A 22,838-nucleotide genomic window follows, 5' to 3' on the forward strand; every position below is an offset into this window, starting at 1 on the left:
GTTTTCCGGGCTCAGGCGGCCCGCACGTGGCGGCCGAGCACGCGCTGCACCCGCGCCAGCGGCTTGAACAGTTCCAGCGCCAGGCCGCCGGCCAGGCCCAGGGCCAGGGCCCGCAGGGCGTCGCCCGGGGCCGGCAGGCCGAAATCGAACAGCCCGCGCAGCGCCGGCACGAAGATGCAGGCCGCCAGCACCAGGGCCGAGCCCGCGGCGATGGCGACGTAGGCCCGGCCATTGCCGCGGACCCAGGCGCCGCGGCGGTGCGACAGGCTGGCCACCAGCGCCAGGTTGCCCGCCGTCAGCGAAAGCATCGCCAGCGTGCGCACCACGTCCTGCGGCAGGCCGTCGGCCTGGGCCAGCAGGTAACTGCCCAGGCAGGCCAGCAGCAGCACCGCGCCCAGGCCCGAGGCCAGGAGGAGCTGCAGGCCGCCCACCAGCGATTCGCCCAGCGGGCGCGGCGGCTGCTGCATCAGGTCGGGTTCGTCGGGCTGGCTTTCGAAGGTGACCGAGCACATCGGGTCGATCACCATCTCGATCAGCACCACGTGCGCCGGCAGCAGCAGCGGCGGGAAACCCAGCAGCAGCGGCAGCACCGCCAGGCCGGCGATGGGCACGTGGATGGCCACGATGTAGAGCATCACCTTGCGCAGGTTGTCGAAGATGCGCCGGCCCTGGCGCACGGCGGCCACGATGAGCCCGAAGTCTTCCTCCACCAGCACCAGCGGCGCCGCCTCGCGGGCCACGTCGGTGCCGCGCTTGCCCATGGCGATGCCGATGTGCGCGGATTTGAGCGCCGGCGCGTCGTTGACGCCGTCGCCGGTCATGGCCACCACCTCGCCGCGGGCCTTGAGCGCTTCGACCAGGCGCAGCTTCTGTTCGGGCCGCACGCGGGCGAAGACGCCGGTGGCCGCGGCGGCGCGGGCGAAGGCGGCGTCGTCGAGCGCGGCCAGCTGGTCGCCCAGCAGTACGTCGTCGGGGGCGTCCAGGCCGGCCTGGCGGGCGATGGCGCGCGCCGTGGGCGCGAAGTCACCGGTGAGCATCACCACCCTGAGGCCGGCTTCGCGGGCTTCGGCCACGGCGGCGGGCACGCTGGCGCGCAGCGGGTCTTCGAAGCCGACCAGGCCGAGCCAGCGCAACGGCAGGTCGCGCTGGCTGGCGGGCAGGGGACCCTGCACCTCGGCCTCGGCCACGCCGAGTACGCGCAGGCCGCGGGCCGCGGCGTCGGAGGCGCGCACATGCACCGCCTCGAGCTCCGCGGCGGACAGGCCGCACAGCCGCGCCACCGCCTCCGGCGCGCCCTTGGTGGCGATGCGCAGTAGCCCGGCCTCGCCTGCGTGCGCCACGCTCATGGCGGGCAGTTCGGCGGTGAGCGGCAGGTGCGCGGTTTCGGCCGGCGCGGCGCCGTGTCCTTCCATCGCCTGCAGGGCGCGGTCCATCGGGTCCATCGAATGCGTGCGGCTGGCCAGCACGGCGGTGCGCAGCAGCGCCTGCTGCCCGGGCGAAAGCGCGGTGGCGGATCCAAGCCGGCTGGCCTGCCGGCCGTCGTCCAGCCAGGCCACGCGCATGCGGTTTTCGGTGAGGGTGCCGGTCTTGTCCACGCACAACACCGTGGCCGCGCCCAGCATTTCCACCACCGCCGCGCGCCGCACCAGCACGCCCACCCGCGCCAGGCGCCAGGCGCCCAGCGCGAAGAACACGGCCAGCGCCAGCGGGAACTCCTCGGGCAGCATGGCCATGGCCAGCGCGATCGACGACAGCAGGCCCTGCACCCATTCGCCGCGGACCAGGCCGTGGAAGAGCAGCAGCGACAGGCTCACCGCCAGCGCCAGCAGCCCGAACATCCGCACCAGCCGGACGGTGTCGCGCTGGAGGCGGGTGGATTCGATGCCGATGCTGCCCAGGGCCTGGCCGATCTGGCCGGTTCGCGTGGCGGCGCCGGTGCGCGACACCTCGGCCAGCCCGGTGCCGGAAACCACGAGCGTCCCGGCGGCCACTTCGCCTTCGTCGCCGGCGGCGCCCGGCTGCTTGTCCACGGGCACGCTTTCGCCGGTGAGCAGGGACTCGTCCACCCGCAGCGACTGCGCCGACAGCAGCGGGCCGTCGGCCGGCACGCGGCTGCCTTCCTCAAGCACGATGATGTCGCCGGGCACCACCTCGCCGGCGGGAACGCGGCGCACCGCGCCTTCGCGCAGCACGACCGCCATGGGCGCGCCCAGCGCGCGCAGCGCCTCGAGCGCCCGTTCGCTGCGTCGTTCCTGCACCACCACCAGGCCGATGGTGATGACCGCGAATCCGGCCAGCAGGCTGCCTTCGGCCGGCTCGCCCAGCACCAGGTAGGCGCCGGCGGCCAGCGCCAGCAGCAGGAACATGGGCTCGGTCATCACCTGCGCGGCGATGCGCCCCAGGCCGCGGCGCAGCGGCGGCGGCAGTTCGTTGCGGCCGAAGCGGGCCAGGCGGCGGGCGGCTTCGGCCTCGTCCAGCCCCTGCAGCTTATTCGAGCTGGGCACGGGCGAACTCGGCGTCCAGGGCCTCCATGGCGTCCCGGGGCTTGAGCTTGCCGGCCTTCTCGAAGGCGTTCGCGGCCTGGTCTTCCTTCTTCTCGCCGTGCAGCAGCAACAGCAGGTTGGCGTGCTCGACGTGCGCGATCGGCGAGTCGGGCGTGAGCTTGAGCGCGGTGGCCAGGTGCTTCTCGGCCTCCGCGGCCTTGGCGCCGTAGGTCAGGCCGCCGACGAGCGTGCCGACCTTGTCGATGATCTCGGCGTGGTACAGGCCCAGCGCCGTGTGCGCCTCGGCGTGCTTCGGCGCGAGCTCCAGGGTTTTTTCCAGCGCCTTGCGCACCTTGGTGGCCAGGCCCAGCTTGAGCGCCTTGGCGATCGAGATGCCCTGGCTGTAGCGGCCCATGGCGTGGGCATAGCGGTAGTGGCTGTTGGCTTCGCCGGGCAGGGCGGCGATGGCGGCTTCGGCCAGCTTGCCGGCCTGCTCGTAGCGACTGAGCTGCTCGTCCTCGTCGTCCACCAGGTGGGTGGCGTGGATGGCGATGGCCTTGCAGGCCACCGACGCGCCCACCGGGCCCAGCGCGCTGCCGGCCTCGAAAGCCTGCTGGAAGTCACCGCGGTGGAAGGCGCGCCAGGCGTCCTGCAGCGCTTCGGCCAGCTCCGCGGCGTCCATGCCCTTGGGCGCGGCCTTGCCGGCGGCCTTGATCAGCGCGGCGGCGCGCTTGTCGTCGGGGAAGGGTTCGGCGTCGCCGGCGTGCAGGCCGGGCCAGGCCTTCTTGAGCTTGTCGCCGGCGTAGTCGAAGGCCTTGGCGTCGTGCGGGGACTTCGCCCAGGCGGATTTCTTGGCGGCCATGCAGGAGCACTCCATCGCGGGGATGCGGGCAGCATCGCCCGACCTTCCGCGCCCCGCAAGCCGGCGCCGGCTCTAGTGTGAAAACTCGGGGCGGGGCGCCGAGACTCGGGGGCGAAACGGGCCGCCCTGGCCCCGCCACGAGGTTCGCCATGACCCGACAGACTTCCCCGCGCCGTCGTCGTCCCGCTCCCGTCGTCCTTTCGCCGCGCGCCGTGCTGCTTGCCGGCCTGGGTGCCGCGTCGCTCGCCCGCAAGCAGGCAATCAAGCAGATCGCCGCCGCCGCCGCCAATGCCGAGGCCCTTCGCGCACGCGCCGACGCCGCGGCCCTCGAAGCCGGCCGCAAGGTCGCCAAGCTGCGCAAGCAGGCCGCCGGCTTCGCCGCCCAGGCCGAGGCCGAGTTCGAAGCCCGCTTCCTCAAGCCCAAGCGCAGCCCGCGCCGCCCGGCGCGCCCGGCTGCCAAGCGCGCCCGCAAGCGCGCCTGAGCCACCGTCTCTCCTTCCCGTCAGTGGGAATTGCACGCCCCGGCCTGGCCGGGGCGTTTTTTTTGCGTGCGCCCGGGCGGTTCAGCCGTGGCGGCGCTGGGCGGCCTCGAAGGCGGCCAGCTGCTCCGGCGTCGCCTCGCGCTGGTAGCGCGCCTTCCATTCGGCGAAGGGCATGCCGTAGACGTGTTCGCGCGCCGCTTCCTTGTCCATGGGCGTGCCGGCGGCTTCGGCGGCCTCCTGCAGCCAGTTCGAAAGGCAGTTGCGGCAGAAGCCGGCCTGGATCATCAGGTCGATATTCTGCACGTCGCTGCGTTCGCGCAGGTGCGCGAGCAGGCGGCGGAAGGCGGCGGCTTCGAGGGCGGTGGTGTCGGTCATGTGGCGGTCTGCAGGGAGGTTCGGGGATAATCCTGCCATGACCGCCCGCATCCTCGACGGCAAGGGCATTGCCGACAAGCTCCTGGACGACCTCGCGCAGCGCGTGAAGGCGCGCCAGGCCGCGGGCAAGCCGGCCCCCGGCCTGGCGGTGGTGCTGGTGGGCGAGGACCCGGCCTCGGCCGTCTACGTGCGCAACAAGCGCCGTGCCGCCAAGAAGGTCGGCATCCGCGCGGTCGACTACGACCTGCCGGCCGGCACCTCCGACGCCGAACTCACCGCGCTGATCGACCGGCTCAACGCCGACCCGACCATCCACGGCATCCTGGTGCAGCTGCCGCTGCCCGGCGGCCGCGATGGCAGCCACCTGATCCACCGCATCGACCCGCGCAAGGACGTGGACGGTTTCCACCCGGAAAACGTCGGCCACCTGGCGCTGCGCCAGTTCGGCCTGCGCCCGTGCACGCCGCGCGGCATCACCACGCTGCTGGCCTACACCGACCGCCCCGTGCGCGGCCAGAGCGCCACCGTGGTGGGCGTGAGCAACCACGTCGGCCGGCCGATGGCGCTGGAACTGCTGATCGCCGGCTGCACCACCACCTGCTGCCACAAGTTCACCCCGCGCGAGGTGCTGCAGCGGCACGTGGGCGAGGCGGACATCCTGGTGGTGGCGGTGGGCCGCCCCGGCCTGGTGCCGGGCGAATGGGTGAAGCCGGGCGCGGTGGTGATCGACGTCGGCATCAACCGGCTCGAGGACGGCCGCCTGGTCGGCGACGTCGGCTTCGACGCGGCCTTCGAGCGCGCCTCCTGGATCACGCCGGTGCCGGGCGGCGTGGGCCCGATGACCGTCGCCACGCTGATGCAGAACACGCTGGAAGCCGCCGAAGCCTTCGACGCCGCATTGGCGTCATCTTGACCGGCCACACTGGAGCCTGACGCCATGCGAATGCTCCATCCCGCCCTGGTTCGACTGCTGCTGGCCGGCCTGGTGGCCCTGGCCGCGGGTGGCTGCGCGGCGGTGATGGGCAAGGCCAGCGACCGCCTTGCCAGCAACCTCGGCGCCGCGGTGATGGCCAGCGACGACCCGGCCACGGTGCGCGACGGCCTGCCGGCCTACCTGCTGCTGCTCGACGGCCTGGTCGCCGGGCAGACTCCCGGCAAGGCCGCCAACGCGCCGCTGCTGTTCGCCGCCGCCCAGCTCAACGGCGCATATGCCGGCAACTTCACCGAAGGCGACCAGGCGCGGGCGCGCCGCCTCGCCGCCAAGGCCATGGACTACGCGCGCCGCGGCACCTGCCTGCAGGACCCGCGCCTGTGCGCCGCCATCGAGGGCCCGGTCGAGCCCTTCCTCGAGGCCGTTGCCGCCGCCCCGGCGAAGCGCGTGGATACGCTCTATGGCCTCGGCGCCGCCTGGGCCGGCCACCTGCAGGCCAACAGCGAGGACTGGGCCGCCATCGCCGAACTGCCCAAGGTCCAGGCCCTGCTCGAACGCGTGGTCGCCATCGACCCGGCGCACGACCGCGGCATGGCCCGCGTCTACCTGGGCGTGCTCAATTCGCTGCGGCCCGAGTCCATCGGCGGAAAGCCCGAGCTCGGCCGCGAACACTTCGAGGCGGCCATCGCCCTCAGCGGCGGCCGCAACCTCTACGCCAAGACCCTGATGGCCGAGTACTACGCCCGGCTGGTGTTCGACCAGGCGCTGCACGACCGGCTCCTGGCCGAAGTGCTGGCGGCCGAGCCACGCCAGCCCGGTTTCACCCTGATGAACGTGCTGGCCCAGCAGCGTGCGCAAGCGCTGCAGGCCAGCGGACGCGACTACTTCTGACCGCCCCCGAGGCCCCCCATGCTGCGCCGGACCCTGTTGCTGCTTCTCGCCCTGTGCCTGGCCGCCCCCGCGGCCGCGCAGACGCTCAAGATCGCCACGCTCGCGCCCGACGGCTCTGCCTGGATGCGCGAATTGCGCGCCGCCGCCGCCGAAGTCAGGCAGGCCACCGGCGGCCGGGTCGAAGTGAAGTATTTCCCCGGCGGCGTGATGGGCAACGACGCCGTGGTGCTGCGCAAGATCCGCCTGGGCCAGCTGCAGGGCGGCGTGCTGACGTCGAGCGAACTGTCGATGGTCTACCCGGACGCCACGGTGTACAGCCTGCCGTTCCAGTTCTCCGGCTGGGCCGACGTGGACAAGGTGCGCCCGGTGGTGGACCCGATGCTGGCGAAGGGTTTCGGCCAGCGCGGCCTGCACATGCTCGGCGCCTCGGGCGTGGGTTTCGCCTACCTGATGGGCAACAAGCCGCTGCGCAGCCAGGCCGACATGGCCGGCGTGAAGCTGTGGGTGCCGGCCAACGATTCCATCGCCATCCGCACCTTCGAAATCGGCGGCGTGAACACCATCCCGCTGCCCATCGGCGACGTCTTCACCAGCCTGCAGACCGGCATGGTGGACACCGTGGCCAACACCCCCAGCGGCGCCATCGCGCTGCAGTGGCACGGCAAGCTGCGCAGCCTGGTGGATCTGCCGCTGAGTTTCGTGGTCGGTTACCTGGTGGTGGACGACAAGGCCTGGAAGAAACTTTCGCCGGCCGACCAGGCGGCGGTGCAGAAGGCCTTCGACGGCGCGGCGCAGCGGATGGACGCCAACGTGCGCCGCGACGACGTGGCCGCGCTCGAGGCGCTGAAGAAGCAGGGCCTGGTGGTGACCACGCTCGACCCGGCCGAAGCCGCGCGCTGGCGTGGTTTCGGCAAGCAGGTGACGGCCGAGATGGAGGCCAAGGGCGAGATCTCGCCGGAAATCCTGGCCGCATTGCGCCAGGCCCTGGCCCAGACCGGGGCCCGCTGATGGCGCAGGGCGGGCCCGGCCGCTGGCTGGCGCGCCTGCACCGCGCCGAAGACGCGCTGCTGGCCGGCCTGCTGGGCGCGCTGTTGCTGCTGTCGGTGGCGCAGATCGCGCTGCGGGTGTTCTTCGACGGCGGACTGGCCTGGGCCGAGCCGCTCAGCCGCGCCGGCGTGCTGTGGCTGGCGCTGCTGGGCGCGCTGGGCGCCACCCGCGGCCACAAGCACATCGCCATCGACGCCTTGCCGCGCGTGCTGCCGCCGGCGGCGCGCCGCGTCGCCTGGGCCATCGCGCACCTGTCCGCGGCGGGCATCTGCGCCGCCCTGGCCTGGTTCGGCGCTGGCATGGTGGGTTTCGAGCGCGAGGCGCCGGTGCCCTTCATCGCCGGCGTGCCCAGCTGGGTGCCGATGCTGGCGCTGCCGGCGGGCTTCGGGCTGATGGCGCTGCGCTTCGTGGTGTCGGCGCTGGCCGAGCCGCCGCCGCTGGAAGGCGAGGGCGGCGCATGAGCCTGCCGCTCGGGCTCGTCGTCATCCTGGCCCTGGCGGCGCTGGGCATGCCGCTGTTCGCCGTGATCGCGGCGGTGGCGCTGCTGGGCTTCCACCTCGCCGGCTACGACCTGGTGGTCGTGGCCGTGGAGTTCTACCGGTTGGGCGACATGCCGGGCCTGATCGCCATCCCGCTGTTCACCCTGGCCGGCTACCTGCTGGGCGAAAGCGCGGCGCCCAAGCGCCTGGTGCGGCTGTCGAACGCGCTGCTGGGCTGGCTGCCGGGAGGCCTGGCCATCGTCGCCATCGTCGCCTGCGCCTTCTTCACCGCCTTCACCGGCGCCTCGGGCGTGACCATCGTGGCACTGGGCGCGCTGCTGTACCCGGCGCTGCGCCAGGCCGGTTATTCCGAACGCTACAGCCTGGGCCTGGTGACCTCGGCCGGCAGCCTGGGACTGCTGTTCGCGCCCTCGCTCCCGCTGATCGTCTACGGGTTCGTGGCGGGGCAGGTGGGTGGCGAAACGCCGGTGACGATCCCCGACCTCTTCCTGGCCGGCCTGCTGCCGGGCCTGCTGATGGTGGCGATGCTTTCGGCCCACGCGATGTGGGTGGGGCAGGGCCTGCCGAAGTCGCGCCACCGCTTCGACGCCGGTGAATTGGCGACGGCCCTGCGCGAATGCGCCTGGGAACTGCCGCTGCCGCTGATCGTGCTCGGCGGCATCTACTCGGGCGAACTGGCGCCGAGCGAGGCGGCGGCTGTGACGGCACTTTATGTTCTTCTCGTAACTGTCGGTATAAAAAGGGAAATAAGCCTCCGAAGCCTGCCCGGGGTAATGGCCGAGTCCATGCGCATGGTGGGCGCCATCCTGCTGATCCTGGGCGCCGCCCTGGCCCTGTCGAACTGGCTGGTGGACCAGGAAGTGCCGACCACCCTGTTCGAGGCCCTGCGCGGGCACGTGGACAGCCCCTGGGTGTTCCTGGGCCTGCTCAACCTCTTCCTGCTCGTCGTGGGCATGCTGCTCGACATCTTCTCGGCCATCGTCATCCTGACGCCGCTGCTGCTGCCGGTGGCCGCGGGTTTCGGCATCCACCCGGTGCACCTGGGCGTGGTGATGCTGGCCAACCTGCAGCTGGGCTACTTCACCCCGCCGGTGGGCATGAACCTGTTCATCGCCGCCTACCGGTTCAACAAGCCCATCGGCACCCTGGTGCGGGCCTGCCTGCCGTTCTTCCTGATCCTGGGCCTGGCGGTCGCGCTGCTGACCTGGTGGCCGGGGCTGAGCCTCGGCCTGCTCTGACGCGCCGCCCCACAGCGTCCTGCCGTCGGGTCCCTGCGGGGGCGGCGGGGCGGCTATAATGTCGCGCTTCCCATCCCCCGGAGCCGCTCCATGCTGCGCATCCAGGCAGAAGCACTGACGTTCGACGACGTCTCCCTCGTTCCCGCCCATTCCGCGGTCCTGCCCAAGGACGTCAGCCTCGCCACGCAGCTCACGCGCGGCATCCGCCTGAACCTGCCCATCGTCTCGGCCGCCATGGACACCGTGACCGAGGCGCGCCTGGCCATCGCCATGGCCCAGCTCGGCGGCATCGGCATCATCCACAAGAACATGACGCTGCAGCAGCAGGCCGCGCACGTGCTGCAGGTGAAGAACTTCGAAGCGGGCGTCATCCGCGAGCCCTTCACCGTGACGCCGCAGACGACCATCGGCGAAGTGATCAAGCTCACCCGCGCCCGCAACATCTCCGGCGTGCCGGTGGTGGACGGAGGCCAGCTGGTGGGCATCGTCACCAGCCGCGACATGCGCTTCGAGAAGAAGCTCGACGACCCCGTCAAGAACATCATGACCCGCAAGGAAAAGCTGGTCACGGTGCGCGAGGGCGCCAGCGACGACGAGGTGCTGCAGCTGATGCACAAGCACCGCATCGAGAAGGTGCTGGTGGTGGACGACAGCTTCGCGCTGCGCGGCCTGATCACCGTCAAGGACATCCAGAAGGCCCGCGACAACCCCTACGCCGCCAAGGACGCCGACGAGCAGCTGCTGGCCGGCGCCGCGGTGGGCGTGGGCGGCGACACCGAGGCGCGCATCGAGGCGCTGGTGGCCGCGGGCGTGGACGTGGTGGTGGTGGACACCGCGCACGGCCATTCCCAGGGCGTGCTCGACCGCGTCGCCTGGGTCAAGAAGAACTACCCGAAGCTGCAGGTCATCGGCGGCAACATCGTCACCGGCGACGCCGCCCTGGCCCTGATGGACGCCGGCGCGGACGCGGTGAAGGTGGGCGTGGGCCCCGGTTCCATCTGCACCACCCGCATCGTCGCCGGCGTGGGCGTGCCGCAGATCACCGCCGTGGGCATGGTGGCCGACGCGCTCAAGGGCCGCATCCCGCTGATCGCCGACGGCGGCATCCGCTACTCGGGCGACATCGCCAAGGCCCTCGTGGCCGGCGCCAGCTGCATCATGATCGGCGGCCTGTTCGCCGGCACCGAGGAAAGCCCGGGCGAGATCGAACTGTTCCAGGGCCGCAGCTACAAGAGCTACCGCGGCATGGGTTCGCTGGGCGCGATGGAGCTGGGCAGCAAGGACCGCTATTTCCAGGACGCGTCCGACGCCGACAAGCTGGTGCCCGAGGGCATCGAGGGCCGGGTGCCGTACCGCGGCCTGCTGCGCAACATCGTGCACCAGCTGGCGGGCGGCCTGCGTTCGTCCATGGGCTACGTCGGCTGCGCCACCATCGAGGAAATGCGCACGCGGCCCAAGTTCGTGCGCGTCACCAACGCCGGCACCCGCGAAGCCCACGTCCACGACGTGCAGATCACCAAGGAACCGCCCAACTACCGGATGGGCTGAGGCCAGGACGCCACCACATGACCGACATCCACGGCGACAAGATCCTCATCCTCGACTTCGGCGCCCAGTACACGCAGCTGATCGCCCGCCGCATCCGCGAGTTCGGCGTCTACTGCGAAATCTGGGCCTGGGACCACGACCCGGCCGAGATCGCCGCCTGGGGCGCCAAGGGCATCATCCTCTCGGGTGGCCCGGAATCGACCACCGAAGCGGGCTCGCCGCGCGCGCCGCAGGCGGTGTTCGACGCCGGCGTGCCGATCCTGGGCATCTGCTACGGCATGCAGACCATGGCCATGCAGCTCGGCGGCCTGGTCGAGGGCGGCCACCACCGCGAGTTCGGCTACGCCGAGGTCGAGGTCACGGCCGAATGCTCGCTGCTCGACGGCCTCAAGGACCACGCCGGCAGCCCGCCGCGCCTGGACGTGTGGATGAGCCACGGTGACCGCGTCACCCGCATCCCCGACGGTTTCGAAGTCACGGCGCGCACCGCGTCGGTGCCCATCATCGCCATGGCCGACGAAGCCCGCCGCTGGTACGGCGTGCAGTTCCACCCGGAAGTGACCCACACCAAGTCGGGCGAGCAGATGCTGCGCCGCTTCGCGGTGGAGATCTGCGGCTGCGCCACGCTGTGGACCGCGGCCAACATCATCGAGGACCAGATCCAGCGCGTGCGCGCCCAGGTGGGCCAGGACGAGGTGCTGCTGGGCCTGTCCGGCGGCGTCGACTCCTCGGTGGTGGCGGCCCTGCTGCACAAGGCCATCGGCGAGCGCCTGACCTGCGTGTTCGTCGACACCGGCCTGCTGCGCTGGCAGGAAGGCGACCAGGTGATGGCGATGTTCGCCGAGCACATGGGCGTGAAGGTCATCCGCGTCAACGCCGCCGACCGCTATTTCGAAGCCCTGGCCGGCGTGTCCGACCCGGAGGCCAAGCGCAAGATCATCGGCCGCCTGTTCGTCGAGATCTTCGAGGAAGAATCGGCCAAGCTGCGCAACGTGAAGTGGCTGGCCCAGGGCACGATCTACCCCGACGTGATCGAGTCGGCCGGCTCCAAGACCGGCAAGGCCCACGTCATCAAGAGCCACCACAACGTGGGCGGCCTGCCCGAGCACATGAAGCTGGGCCTGGTGGAACCGCTGCGCGAGCTGTTCAAGGACGAGGTTCGCCGCATCGGCGTCGAACTGGGCCTGCCGCGCGAGATGGTCTACCGCCATCCGTTCCCCGGCCCGGGCCTCGGCGTGCGCATCCTGGGCGAAGTGAAGCGCGACTATGCCGAACTGCTGGCCCGCGCCGACGCCATCTTCATCGAGGAGCTGCGCAAGGCCGGCTGGTACGACAAGACCTCGCAGGCCTTCGCGGTGTTCCTGCCGGTGAAGTCGGTGGGCGTGGTCGGCGACGCCCGCGCCTACGAGTGGGTGATCGCGCTGCGCGCGGTCGAGACCGTGGACTTCATGACGGCGCACTGGGCGCACTTGCCCTACGACTTCCTCGACACGGTTTCTCGCCGTATTATCAATGAGATACGCGATATTTCTCGCGTAGTTTATGACATCAGCGGCAAGCCGCCCGCGACCATCGAGTGGGAATGAGCGAACCCCGCAGCGACGAAGACTGGATGCGCCACGCGCTGGCGCTGGCCGACCGGGCCGAACAGGAAGGCGAGGTCCCGGTGGGCGCGGTGCTGGTCGGCCCCGGCGGCGAGCTCGTCGCCGAGGGCTGGAACCGCAACATCACCGAGAACGACCCCACCGCCCACGCCGAGATCGTGGCCCTGCGCCGCGGCGGCCAGGCCCTGGGCAACTACCGGCTCACCGGCTGCACGCTCTACGTCACGCTCGAGCCCTGCGCCATGTGCTCGATGGCCATGGTGCACGCCCGGCTGGCACGGGTGGTGTACGGCGCCAGCGACCCCAAGACCGGCGCCGCCGGCAGCGTCTTCAACCTGCTCACCGATTCCCGCCACAACCACCGGCTGCAGGCCGAGGGCGGCGTGTTGGCGGAAGAAGCGGGGTCGCGCCTGACCGAGTATTTCCGCCGCAAGCGGGCCCGCCCGGGGCTCTGATTCAGTCCTTCCGGCCGCGGCGGGTCATTTCCAGGTCCAGCTCGGCGCTGAAGTTGCGCACCGCCAGCACCACCTCGAGCGTGAGGAAGAAGCTGGCCAGCAGCAGGCCCAGCACGCCGGCCACCGCCAGCACCGTCGGCGCCAGGCCCAGCCGGAAGCCGCTGAAGGCGTCCACCGCCAGCGCCAGGCTGGTGCCCACGAAGCAGCCCAGCGACACATAGAGCATCACGCAGGCGCGCAGCACGTGCTTGGAGCGCACGCGGTGGCGGCTGATCTGCAGCTCGAGTTCGGGGCGGTGCTGGGGCGAGCTGCCGTCGAGCTGGCCCACCAGCGAACGCAGGCGGTCGACCACGCGCGCCAGGCGGTTGTTGGCCGAGATCAGCAGCGAACCGGTCGCGGCCATCAGCAGGGCGGGGGCCAGCATGGACGAGAGGATGCGGTAGTGGTCCAGGTTGTCCGCGGGGAACATGGTGGGGCCTGCGTGGTGGGAAGCGCGGGGTATCATGCGGCCATCGCAACCACGCCGCCATAGCCCCATGCCCGCGCACGAACAGAACCTGATCTGGATCGACCTCGAGATGACCGGCCTCGACCCCGACACCGATTCGGTGCTCGAGATCGCCACCCTGGTCACCGACAGCCAGCTCAACGTGCTGGCCGAAGGCCCCGAGCTCGCCATCCGGCATCCGCTGGAACGGCTCGAGGCCATGGACGAGTGGAACCGTGGCACGCATTCGCGTTCGGGCCTGTGGCAGCGCGTGCTCGACAGCACGGTGACCATGGCCCAGGCCGAGGCGATGACGGTGGCCTTCCTCAGCGAATGGGTGCCGGCCGGGAAATCGCCGATCTGCGGCAACTCGATCTGCCAGGACCGGCGTTTCCTGGTGCGGCACATGCCGCGGCTGGAGCGCTACTTCCACTACCGCAACCTCGACGTCTCCACGCTCAAGGAGCTGGCGCGCCGCTGGGCGCCGGACGTGCTGGCCGGGGTGGGGAAGGTGGGCGCGCACACGGCGCTGTCGGACATCCGCGAGTCGGTGAAGGAACTGGCGCACTACCGCCAGCACATGGGCAAGCTCGGCGGCCAGCCGGCGCCCTGACGCCGCTCAGCCGCGGTCGGTGTCTTCCACCGCCGCCGTCACCTGCGCCAGCGGGCGCCCGTCGGCGTCGTGGTGGTACACGTGCAGGTCGCGCTGCGGGAAGGGGATGGACACGCCCGCCTGGGCGAAGTCGCGGTGGATCGCTTCGGTCAGGTCGCTGCGCACGGTGACGAAATCCGGCGTCTTCACCCAGGCGCGGAGCACCAGGTTGACGCTGCTTTCGCCCAGGCCGCTGACCAGCACGTCGGTTTCCGGCGTGGCCAGCACCCGCGGGTGCGCCTTGGCCAGGCCCAGCAGCACCGCGCGCGCGTGGCGGATGTCGTCGCCGTAGCCCACGCCCACCGGCAGGTCGATGCGTCGCTCGCCGCGCGAGGTGAAGTTCACGATGGGCGAGGTGGTGACTTCGCTGTTGGGCAGGGTGATGTCGTGGTTCTGGTAGGCCCGCAGCACGGTCTGGAAGATGCCCACGCGCTCGACGACGCCTTCCTGCCCGGCGATCTGCACCGCGTCGCCGGCGCGGAACGGCCGCAGCACGATCAGCATCACGCCCGAGGCGATGTTCGACAGCGAATCCTTCAGTGCCAGGCCGATGGCCAGGCCGGCGGCGCCCAGCACCGCCAGCAGCGAGGTGGTGGGCACGCCCAGCGCATCGAGCGCGGCCACCAGCACCACCACCAGCAGCACCACGTAGGCGATGTTGCGCAGGAAATCGCGCAGGATCAGGTCCATGCCCACCCGCGTCATCACGCGGTCCAGGCCCTTGGCCAGCAGCCGCGCCAGCCACATCCCCACCAGCGCGATCGCCAGCGCCACGCCGATGCGCCACAGCCATTCCGAGGAAGCCAGGCGACCGAGGAAGTCGCCTGCGTTGCCGGTGAGTTCGGCGAGCGTGGCCGGTGCCGCCATCAGCTGGCCTTGAGCTTGGCCAGGCGCAGCCAGGTGTCGATCACGGTGTCGGGGTTGAGCGACACCGACTCGATGCCCTGCTGCATCAGCCACTCGGCCAGGTCGGGGTGGTCGGACGGACCCTGGCCGCAGATGCCGATGTACTTGCCCTTGGCGCGGGCGGCGCCGATGGCCATGGACAGCAGCTTCTTCACCGCCGGGTCGCGCTCGTCGAACAGGTGGGCGACGATGCCGGAATCGCGGTCCAGGCCCAGGCTGAGCTGGGTCAGGTCGTTGGAACCGATCGAGAAGCCGTCGAAGAGCTCGAGGAACTCGTCGGCCAGCAGCGCGTTCGAGGGCACCTCGCACATCATGATCACCTTCAGGCCGTTCTCGCCGCGCTTGAGGCCGTTGGCCTCGAGCGCCGCGATCACCGCGCGGCCTTCGTCGAGGGTGCGCACGAACGGGATCATGATCCAACAGTTGGTCAGGCCCATCTCGTCGCGCACCTTGCGCACGGCCCGGCACTCCAGCGCGAAGCAGTCGCGGAAGTCGGGGTGCACGTAGCGCGAGGCGCCGCGGAAGCCGATCATCGGGTTTTCTTCGTGCGGCTCGTAGGCCTTGCCGCCGACCAGGTTGGCGTATTCGTTGGACTTGAAGTCCGACAGGCGCACGATGACCGCGTTCGGCGCGAACGCCGCCGTGAGGGTGGCGATGCCCTCGGCCAGGCGCTCGACGTAGAAGCTCACCGGGTCGGCGTAGCCGGCGGTGATCTGGTCGATCTGCTTCTTCAGCTCGGCCGGCTGCTTGTCGTATTCGATCAGGGCACGCGGGTGCACGCCGATCTGGCGGGCGATGATGAACTCCAGGCGCGCCAGGCCGATGCCCTGGTTGGGCAGCTGCGCGAAGTCGAAGGCGCGCTCCGGGTTGCCGACGTTCATCATGATCTTGAGCGGCGCGGGCGGCATGTTGCCGAGGTCGGTGGTGGTGACCTCGAAGCCGAGCTGGCCGGCGTAGATGTAGCCGGTGTCGCCCTCGGCGCAGCTGACGGTGACTTCGGCGCCGTCGGGGATGGACTGCATCGCGTCGCCGGTGCCCACCACGGCCGGCACGCCCAGCTCGCGGGCGATGATGGCCGCGTGGCAGGTGCGGCCGCCGCGGTTGGTGACGATGGCGGCGGCGCGCTTCATGATCGGCTCCCAGTCGGGGTCGGTCATGTCGGCCACCAGCACGTCGCCGGGCTGGAACTTGCTCATCTCGGCCAGGCTGCGCACCACGCGGGCGGTGCCGGCGCCGATCTTGTGGCCGATGGCGCGGCCCTCGCTGAGCACCTCGCCGCGGGCGGCGAGGGCGTAGCGCTCGATCTGGGTGGCGTGGGCGCGCGACTTCACCGTTTCCGGGCGCGCCTGCACGATGTAGAGCTTGCCGGTGTTGCCGTCCTTGGCCCACTCGATGTCCATCGGGCGGCCGTAGTGCTTCTCGATGACGAGCGCCTGGCGCGACAGTTCCTCGACGTCGGCGTCGGTGACCGAGAAGCCGCGGCGCAGGTCGGCCGGCGTGTCCTCGATGCGCACGCGTTCGCCGGGCTTGTCGGAATACACCATGCGGATCAGCTTGCTGCCCAGCGTGCGGCGCAGGATGGCCGGCTTGCCGGCCTGCAGCGTGGGCTTGTAGACGTAGAACTCGTCCGGGTTCACCGCACCCTGCACGACCATTTCGCCCAGGCCGTAGCTGGAGGTGACGAACACCACGTCGCGGAAACCGGATTCGGTGTCGAGCGTGAACAGCACGCCCGAGGCGCCGATGTCGGAGCGCACCATCAGCTGCACGCCGGCCGAGAGGAACACGTCCTCGTGCTTGAAGCCGTGGTGCACGCGATACGCGATGGCGCGGTCATTGTAGAGGCTGGCGAAGACTTCCTTCACCTTGTGGACGACGTCGTCCTCGCCGGTGACGTTGAGGAAGGTCTCCTGCTGGCCGGCGAAGCTGGCGTCCGGCAGGTCCTCGGCGGTGGCGGAGGAGCGCACGGCCACGGCCAGGTCGGCGGCGCCGGCTTCGGCGCAGAGCTTGCGGTAGGCCTCGCGGATGGCCTGGTCGAGCTGCGGCTGCAGCGGGGCGTCGATGACCCAGCCGCGGATCTCGCCGCCGGCGGCGACCAGGGCGTCCACGTCCTCGACATCCAGCGCGGCCAGGCGGTCATAGATGCGCTGGTGCAGGTTGTTGTGGGCGATGAATTCACGGAAGGCGTGGGCCGTGGTGGCGAAGCCGCCGGGCACCGAAACGCCGAGGTGGGCCAGCTGGCCGATCATCTCGCCGAGCGAGGAGTTCTTGCCGCCGACCTGGGCCAGGTCGGAGAGGCGGAGTTCGTGCAGCCAAAGGACGTCGGCGTTCAATGCGGTCTCCGTGCGCTCGGGAGTGGGGGCGGCCAGAGCGGCGGGCCCCGCGTGCGATGGGTTCAAGCTGTATATGATGCGACCCGAGGGCAAGCCATACAAGCTTGAATTGTCTAGGGATTCGTGCGCCGGGAGACCGGTGCCGCAGGCGGGGGCAGGGCATGGAAGGGGTTCGGCCGATTTTCTACGTTTCCGACGGCACCGGCATCACCGCCGAGACCATCGGCCACAGCCTGCTGACCCAGTTCAGCGGGGTCGAATTCGCCAGCCGGCGCATCGCCTTCGTCGACAGCGTGGAGAAGGCCGAGGCCGCCGTGGCCGAGATCCGGGCCGCCGGCGAAGCCACCGGCTGCCGCCCCGTGGTGGTGAACACGGTGGTGGACGAAGAGCTCAACGCCCTGCTGGCCAGCAGCGGCGCCCTGATGCTGGACGTGTTCGCCCCCTTCATCAGCCCGCTCGAGCAGGAACTGGGCCGGGTGCGCCACCCCCGGGTCGGCCACGCCCACGGCCTCGTGGACTTCGCCGCCTACGAACAGCGCATCAACGCCACCAACTACGCGCTCACCCATGACGACGGCATGGACATCCACTACGACGACGCCGACGTCATCCTGGTCGGCGTGTCGCGCTCGGGCAAGACGCCCACCTGCCTGTACATGGCCCTCCACTACGGCGTGAAGGCCGCCAACTACCCGCTTACCGTCGAGGACCTGGAAGGCCGCGAACTGCCCAAACGCCTGCGCGCCCACCGGCGCAAGCTGTTCGGCCTGACCATCGACCCGGCGCGGCTGCAGCAGATCCGCCAGGAACGCCGGCCGAATTCACGCTACGCCACCCTGGAAACTTGCCGCTCGGAAGTGGTGGCGGCCGAGGCCATGTTCCGCCAGGAGAACATTCCGGTGCTCAGCACGACCCACACTTCGATCGAGGAAATCGCGGGCAAGGTGCTGGCCAACCTGGGCATCCACCGGCACATGTTCTGAGCCCCGCGGGCCGGCGCCGGGCTGCGTGCTAGCATCGGCCCATGCCCGCAACGCACCTGAAAAACGGACTGCCGCGCCTGAGCCGCTTCGAGTGGCTGATGGGCCTTTACGGCGAGAATTTCCAGCGCCTCACGCGCATGTTCCAGCCGCAGGCGCTGGCCGAGGGGCGCTATGTTTCCAGCGTGCCGGGCGGCCTGGAACTGCAGGTGGACGTGCTGGCACAGCACCCCTACACCGTCGAGCTGCGCCTGAGCTACCGCATGCTCGACGCCGCCACCGGCCAGCCCGATCCTTCGGCCTACGTGCGCCTGTACCGGGACGCGCGCCAGGCCGAAGTGACGCACTGCTACGTCGGCCGCCACTGGCAGGACGTGCTGGGCCTGCGCCCCAGCGTGCAGGCCATGGTCAGCCACCGCCTGCGCATGAACAGTTTCCTCAACAAATGGCTCGACTATCTTGAAGGGCAGGGGCACGGTCCCCACACCCTGTCGGACACCGGCGAAACGCCGGCCGACAAAAAAAGTGCGGCATGTGCTTGACGAACGTTTGGCGCCTGTCTAAACTTTCGCTTCTTCCTTCGGTGGGGCTATAGCTCAGCTGGGAGAGCGCTACAATGGCATTGTAGAGGTCATCGGTTCGATCCCGATTAGCTCCACCACCGAATCAAAGCGGCACGCTGTCCCCATCGTCTAGAGGCCTAGGACATTACCCTTTCACGGTAGCGACCGGGGTTCGAATCCCCGTGGGGACGCCATCATCAGTGATGTCCAGAAAGCCCGGCTCCGGCCGGGCTTTCTTTTTGCCCGCCGCCTGGTGCGAAGATGCCCGCCATGCCTGCCGATTTCCGCGACCACGACGTGCTGCTGGCGCTGCTGCCGATCGCCTCGGTGCCGGCGATGCCCGGCTGGCTCGGTGGCGAGGAGCGCGACCGCCTCGCCGCCATCGCCGCGGGCCCGCGCCGCGCCCAGTTCCTGGCCGGGCACGTCCTGGCCCGCCAACTGGCCGCGGCGTTCGCCGGCGGCGAACCGCCCGACTGGCACTTCCATGTCGCCGCGGCGCAGCGCCGCGAGCTTGTTGGCCCCGGCGGGCGCCGGCTCTGCCTCTCGCTCAGCCACAGCCACGACCAGGTGGCCGCCGCGGTCGCGGAGCGCCCCATCGGTGTCGACCTCGAACTGGCGCCGGACCGGCGCGACTGGGCCGACCTGGCGCGCCGGCTGTTTTCCCCGGCCACGGCCGCCTGGGTGCTGGGCGATGGCGAAGCAGGCCGCGACCGCCGTTTCCGCGAAGCCTGGGCGCTGCTGGAAGCCCAGGGCAAACGCAGCGGCGAAGGCGTGCAGCGGGCGGTGTTCCGGCGCCTGGACCTGGTGCCCTGCGACCCCGGGGAAGCCGACGCGCTGTCGTGGCCGGCCGGGCAGGGCTGCCTGGCCCTGGCCGGCTGGCGCGGCATGCACGTGGGGGGCGCGGCCCTGCCGGCGGGGCCGGCCACCGCCTGGAGCTGCCAGGCCTAGGCCGGCACCAGCTCGCCTGCCAGCAGGCCCACCAGGGCGCAACCGGGCGTCGCGGGCGGCGGCATCTGCAGCAGATGTTCCAGCCGGCGCCGGTTGGCCTGGATTTCGTCCTCCTGCCGGCGCAGCTCGCGCAGGCGCTCGGCCACCAGGGCCTCGATCGCGGTGCTGCCGCAGGGGCCCAGGCGCGAGAGTTCGATCAACCGGCCGATGTCGGCGATGCGGAAGCCCAGGTCGCGGGCATTGCGGATGAAGCGGAGGGTGCGGATCTCCTCGGCGCCATAGTCGCGGTGGCCGGACTCGCGCCTGCGCGGCGAATGCAGGATGCCCTGGGCTTCGTAGTGCCGGATCATGCGGGCGCTGAGCCCGGTGAGCTTGGAAACCTTGCCGATGTTCATGGCACCGATTCTCCATGGCGCGAACACGTCGTCGAGTGCAGCCAGCGCCATTCCGGTGGTCCGCCGAAGGTGACTTCCTGGCTATTGAGCCTGCCACGGTGGCAAGCCCCAGGATCGAGGCTCGGGGAGCCTTCGACTACTGGAGAACACGCTTGGAAACGAACCATCCGCTGCACCGGACCCGGGCCCGCGGCATCGCGGCGCGCCGCGCGCCGCTGGCCCTGGCCATTGCCTCCTACTGGCGCGGCGCCGCGCTCGGTCGCGTCGCGTTCGCGGGCCTGGTCGGCCTGGCCGCGCTGCAGCCGCTTTCGGCGCTGGCCGCCGAAGAATGCGGCGCCGCCGCCCCGGGCGGCACGGTAACCTGCGCCCCGGGTGCCGAACCCTACGAGGGCATCGACTACCAGGGCGTCCAGGACTTCGAGGTCGTGCTGGGCAGCGGCGCGCAGGTGCATGGCTCGGTGGCCGTGATGGGTGACGGCGAGGTCCGTTTCACCGCGGAAGCCGGCACCGAGGTGGTCGGCGGGGTGGCGCCGGCGATCGAGGTCGCGTCCACCAGCGGCCGCGTGTCGGTGGTGGCCGACCAGGTCCAGGGCGGCCTGCACGGCATCGCCGCGCTTTCCGGCGGCGGCGACGTCAGCGTGGTGGCCGATCGCGTGGCCGCCGACATCGCCATCCAGGCCGAAAGCTTCACCGGAAACGTTTCGGTCACCGCGCGCGAGCTCCACGGCGGCGCCGGCGGCGCGGGCGTGGTGGCCGGCACCGTCACCGGCGACATCGCCGTCTCGGTCGGCGAGATCCACGTCCAGGACGCGCTCTACAGCCAGGGCGTGTTCGCCATTTCCGACAGCGGCGCCATCGACGTCGACGTCGGCAGCATTGCCATCGCCGGCCACCGCAGCGAAGGCATCCGCGCGCTGACCCTCAGCGGCGACATCGACATCCGCGCCGGCGACGTCTGGATGGACGGCGGCGAGATCGTCGGCATCTTCGCCGGCAGCGACACCGGCGACGTCAGCATCGAGGCCGGCAACGTCGGCGTGTTCGGCGACGTCGCCCGCGGCATCTTCGTCGACACCTACGCCGACATCGACGTGCGCGCCGACAGCGTGCAGACCAACGGCTTCATCGCCGACGGCCTGCAGCTGCTTTCCCTGGACGGAAACATCCGCGCGGAAGTCGGGTCCATCGAAGCCGGCGGCGACTGGTCCACCGGCATCAGCGCCGAGACCGGCGGCGCCGTGGACTTCCAACTGGGCACGGTGCGCACCTACGGCGAATACAGCGCCGGCGTCGGCGCCTTCGCCGGCGGCGACGTGTCCATCGTGGTGGACCGCATCGAAGCCTTCGGCAACGGGTCATCGGGCATCGTGGTGGGCACCGGCGAGGGCAACCAGCACCTGGTGGTCGGCAGCGTCATCTCGCATTTCGAAGGCGGCGACCTGACCGCGGCCATCGCCACCAGCACCTGGTCGGGCGACACGCGGATCGAGGTGCTCGACGAAGTGGTGGCGCTCAACGGCCCGGCCATCCTCAGCGAAAGCATCGAGGGCGGCGTCCGGGTGGACGTGCATGAGAACGCCTTCGTGTTCGGCAGCCTGGCCGGCATCATGGCCCACTCGGGCACCGGGACCCGGGTGGACATCGCCGGCATCGTGCTGGGCGGCGAAGGCCCATCGCTGCAGGTCAGTGGCGGTGGCTCCGACATCCGCGTCGCCGCCACGGGCCGCCTGTGGGGGCCGTTCCAGCTGAGCGAGGGCGTAGACGTCCTGGCCAACGACGGCCGCATCTACCTCGAGGGCACCAGCGACTTCGGCGACGGCGCCGACCGCCTGGTCAACCGCGGCCTGCTGGCGCTGGCGCCACTGGCCGGGCCCGCTGCCTCGGTGCGGGTGGACGGCCTGGAGCGCCTGGAGAACGCCGGCCGCATCAGCCTGGTGAACCACCGCACCGGCGACCTGATGTCGTTCTCCGGCGAGCTGGTGGGCGGCGGCACGTCGCGTGTCGCGCTCGATGTTTCCCTGCTGGCCGGCGGCAGCGCGGACACCCTGGAAGTGGGCAGCGCCTCGGGCACCACCGTCATCGAGCTGAACCTGCTCCAGGCCGCGAGCGGCCTGGGCCTGGACGGCCCGGTGCTGGCCCGGGCCACGGGCACGGCGACGGGCGGGGAGTTCGTGCTGGCCCAGACCGCCCTGGGCTTCATGGACCTGGGCCTGGATTTCGACGCGGTGGACCGCACGTGGTCGCTGGAAAGCGAACTGGGCGAACGCGCCTACCGCACGGCCTTTGTCGCCGACGGCGCCCGCGCGCTGTGGCGCGCCGGCGTGGACGCCTGGTCGCAGGGCCGGCGCGGCGGCGGCGAAGACGGTTTGTCCGCCTGGGCGCAGGTAATGGGCGGTGAAACCGACCAGGAAGGCCGCGCACGCAGTGCGCAGGGCCGCCGCGACGTGGCCTGGGACGGTTCGCACGACGGCGTGCAGGTGGGCGTGGAATACGCCACCGGCGCCTGGCGCGTGGGCGCGCTCGGCGGCGCCGGCCGGTCCGACATGCGCTTCGGCAACGGCGACCGCAGCGAGTTCGACGGCCAGCACCTGGGTGCCTACGCCGCCTGGGACGGCGCGCAGGGCTGGTACGGCCAGGCGCTGCTGCGCGCCGACTGGCTGGACCTGGACACGCGCTGGACCAGCGTCGGCATCCACGGCGAGCAGGTCGCGCGCGTGGTCGGCACGGCGCTGGAATTCGGCCGCCGCATCGCGATGGGCAGCCTGTGGCTGCAGCCGTCGGCGAACCTGCAGTGGACCGACGTGGACCTGCCGGTGCTGTCGGGCAATGCGGGACGCGTGGACCTGGCCGGCGGAAGTTCACTGGCCGCCGGTATCGGCCTCGCGCTGGGCAACTACGCCGGGCGCAGCTCGCTGCCGTTCCAGTGGACGGTGGACGTGGCCCTGGGCCGTGACGCCGGCGACGACGGCGAGGCGCGGCTGGACATCGTGGACGATACGGTCCTGGTTGAACGCGACGGCGCGTCCACCCACGGCCGCCTGGGCCTGGCCGTGTCGAAGCGGTTCGGCCGCACCGAACTCGGTGCCCGCGTCGAGCAGGCCTTTGGCGACACCGAGGGGCTCGGCGGCATGCTCTCGGCCCGCGTCCGTTTCTGACGC

At 71.1% G+C, this 22,838-nt stretch carries 21 protein-coding genes and 2 tRNA genes; 16 read left to right on the top strand and 7 right to left on the bottom strand.

Going from position 1 to position 22,838, the window contains the following annotated elements:
• Window positions 1-11 precede the first annotated feature (11 nt).
• Window positions 12-2,504 carry a cation-translocating P-type ATPase gene (locus tag N790_RS00095; protein ID WP_211251929.1) on the bottom strand — a complete coding sequence of 831 codons (2,493 nt, stop codon included), beginning with the start codon at window positions 2,502-2,504 and terminating at the stop codon, window positions 12-14.
• Window positions 2,488-3,345: a tetratricopeptide repeat protein gene (locus tag N790_RS00100; protein WP_043799360.1), complete on the bottom strand. Its 858-nt coding sequence runs from the start codon at window positions 3,343-3,345 to the stop codon at window positions 2,488-2,490. Before N790_RS00100 ends, N790_RS00095 begins: the two co-directional genes overlap by 17 nt.
• Before the next feature lie 149 nt (window positions 3,346-3,494).
• Between N790_RS00100 and N790_RS00105 the strand changes: the two genes are divergently transcribed.
• Entirely contained in the window at window positions 3,495-3,827 is a 333-nt protein-coding gene (locus tag N790_RS00105) for a hypothetical protein (protein ID WP_156969855.1), read from the top strand.
• Window positions 3,828-3,908: 81 nt separating this feature from the next.
• Here N790_RS00105 and N790_RS00110 read toward each other — a convergent pair whose 3' ends face one another.
• A complete protein-coding gene (locus N790_RS00110; protein WP_043799365.1) occupies window positions 3,909-4,202 on the bottom strand; it encodes a DUF1244 domain-containing protein in 294 nt (97 codons plus the stop codon).
• A gap of 37 nt (window positions 4,203-4,239) precedes the next feature.
• On the opposite strand from N790_RS00110, the gene folD reads away from it, so the two are divergent.
• The 8 genes from folD (at window position 4,240) to tadA (ending at window position 12,416) form a co-directional block, all read left to right on the top strand.
• Window positions 4,240-5,115, top strand: a complete 876-nt coding sequence (gene folD, locus N790_RS00115; protein WP_043799368.1) for a bifunctional methylenetetrahydrofolate dehydrogenase/methenyltetrahydrofolate cyclohydrolase FolD — start codon at window positions 4,240-4,242, stop codon at window positions 5,113-5,115.
• A 30-nt stretch (window positions 5,116-5,145) separates the two neighbouring features.
• Window positions 5,146-6,024: a TRAP transporter TatT component family protein gene (locus N790_RS00120; RefSeq protein WP_245593712.1), complete on the top strand. Its 879-nt coding sequence runs from the start codon at window positions 5,146-5,148 to the stop codon at window positions 6,022-6,024.
• A gap of 18 nt (window positions 6,025-6,042) precedes the next feature.
• Entirely contained in the window at window positions 6,043-7,032 is a 990-nt protein-coding gene (gene dctP, locus N790_RS00125) for a TRAP transporter substrate-binding protein DctP (RefSeq protein ID WP_043799372.1), read from the top strand.
• On the top strand, window positions 7,032-7,532 hold the full coding sequence (locus N790_RS00130) for a TRAP transporter small permease (protein ID WP_052385530.1): 501 nt from the start codon (window positions 7,032-7,034) through the stop codon (window positions 7,530-7,532). The genes dctP and N790_RS00130 overlap by 1 nt, the downstream gene beginning before the upstream one ends.
• Window positions 7,529-8,809, top strand: coding sequence for a TRAP transporter large permease (locus N790_RS00135; protein ID WP_043799375.1), 1,281 nt, complete (start codon window positions 7,529-7,531; stop codon window positions 8,807-8,809). The genes N790_RS00130 and N790_RS00135 overlap by 4 nt, the downstream gene beginning before the upstream one ends.
• Window positions 8,810-8,899: 90 nt before the next feature.
• Window positions 8,900-10,357, top strand: coding sequence for an IMP dehydrogenase (gene guaB, locus N790_RS00140; protein ID WP_043799378.1), 1,458 nt, complete (start codon window positions 8,900-8,902; stop codon window positions 10,355-10,357).
• Window positions 10,358-10,374: 17 nt separating this feature from the next.
• Entirely contained in the window at window positions 10,375-11,943 is a 1,569-nt protein-coding gene (gene guaA, locus N790_RS00145) for a glutamine-hydrolyzing GMP synthase (protein WP_043799381.1), read from the top strand.
• On the top strand, window positions 11,940-12,416 hold the full coding sequence (gene tadA / locus N790_RS00150; RefSeq protein WP_043799382.1) for a tRNA adenosine(34) deaminase TadA: 477 nt from the start codon (window positions 11,940-11,942) through the stop codon (window positions 12,414-12,416). Before guaA ends, tadA begins: the two co-directional genes overlap by 4 nt.
• Window position 12,417: 1 nt before the next feature.
• Here the strand turns inward: tadA and N790_RS00155 are convergent, their stop codons facing one another.
• Window positions 12,418-12,885, bottom strand: a complete 468-nt coding sequence (locus tag N790_RS00155) for a DUF2721 domain-containing protein (RefSeq protein ID WP_043799384.1) — start codon at window positions 12,883-12,885, stop codon at window positions 12,418-12,420.
• 67 nt (window positions 12,886-12,952) lie between these two features.
• Between N790_RS00155 and orn the strand changes: the two genes are divergently transcribed.
• Window positions 12,953-13,516 carry an oligoribonuclease gene (orn, locus tag N790_RS00160; RefSeq protein ID WP_043799387.1) on the top strand — a complete coding sequence of 188 codons (564 nt, stop codon included), beginning with the start codon at window positions 12,953-12,955 and terminating at the stop codon, window positions 13,514-13,516.
• Between the two features lie 6 nt (window positions 13,517-13,522).
• On the opposite strand, the gene N790_RS00165 is transcribed toward orn, so the two are convergent.
• Both N790_RS00165 and ppsA read right to left on the bottom strand, forming a co-directional pair.
• The gene (locus N790_RS00165; protein WP_052385531.1) at window positions 13,523-14,422 is read right to left on the bottom strand and encodes a mechanosensitive ion channel family protein; all 900 of its coding nucleotides are present in this window, start codon (window positions 14,420-14,422) and stop codon (window positions 13,523-13,525) included.
• Window positions 14,422-16,794: a phosphoenolpyruvate synthase gene (ppsA, locus tag N790_RS00170; RefSeq protein WP_043799390.1), complete on the bottom strand. Its 2,373-nt coding sequence runs from the start codon at window positions 16,792-16,794 to the stop codon at window positions 14,422-14,424. The genes N790_RS00165 and ppsA overlap by 1 nt, the downstream gene beginning before the upstream one ends.
• Window positions 16,795-16,955: 161 nt before the next feature.
• Between ppsA and ppsR the strand changes: the two genes are divergently transcribed.
• The 5 genes from ppsR (at window position 16,956) to N790_RS14985 (ending at window position 19,285) form a co-directional block, all read left to right on the top strand.
• A complete protein-coding gene (gene ppsR, locus N790_RS00175; RefSeq protein ID WP_043799391.1) occupies window positions 16,956-17,777 on the top strand; it encodes a posphoenolpyruvate synthetase regulatory kinase/phosphorylase PpsR in 822 nt (273 codons plus the stop codon).
• A gap of 41 nt (window positions 17,778-17,818) precedes the next feature.
• Window positions 17,819-18,316: a DUF1249 domain-containing protein gene (locus tag N790_RS00180; protein ID WP_043799394.1), complete on the top strand. Its 498-nt coding sequence runs from the start codon at window positions 17,819-17,821 to the stop codon at window positions 18,314-18,316.
• Window positions 18,317-18,359: 43 nt separating this feature from the next.
• Window positions 18,360-18,435 (top strand) — tRNA-Ala (locus tag N790_RS00185).
• A 20-nt stretch (window positions 18,436-18,455) separates the two neighbouring features.
• A tRNA-Glu gene (locus N790_RS00190) sits at window positions 18,456-18,531 on the top strand.
• Between the two features lie 76 nt (window positions 18,532-18,607).
• A complete protein-coding gene (locus N790_RS14985; protein WP_052385532.1) occupies window positions 18,608-19,285 on the top strand; it encodes a 4'-phosphopantetheinyl transferase family protein in 678 nt (225 codons plus the stop codon).
• Here the strand turns inward: N790_RS14985 and N790_RS00200 are convergent.
• Window positions 19,282-19,731, bottom strand: a complete 450-nt coding sequence (locus tag N790_RS00200) for a MerR family transcriptional regulator (RefSeq protein ID WP_084062404.1) — start codon at window positions 19,729-19,731, stop codon at window positions 19,282-19,284. The genes N790_RS14985 and N790_RS00200 overlap by 4 nt on opposite strands.
• Window positions 19,732-19,832: 101 nt before the next feature.
• Between N790_RS00200 and N790_RS00205 the strand changes: the two genes are divergently transcribed.
• Window positions 19,833-22,835 (top strand): autotransporter domain-containing protein, encoded by a 3,003-nt coding sequence (locus N790_RS00205; RefSeq protein WP_043799399.1) that lies wholly within the window; start codon window positions 19,833-19,835, stop codon window positions 22,833-22,835.
• The last annotated feature ends 3 nt before the right edge of the window (window positions 22,836-22,838 follow it).

The sequence above is a fragment of the Arenimonas malthae CC-JY-1 genome, from assembly GCF_000747075.1.
Lineage (GTDB): Bacteria > Pseudomonadota > Gammaproteobacteria > Xanthomonadales > Xanthomonadaceae > Arenimonas > Arenimonas malthae.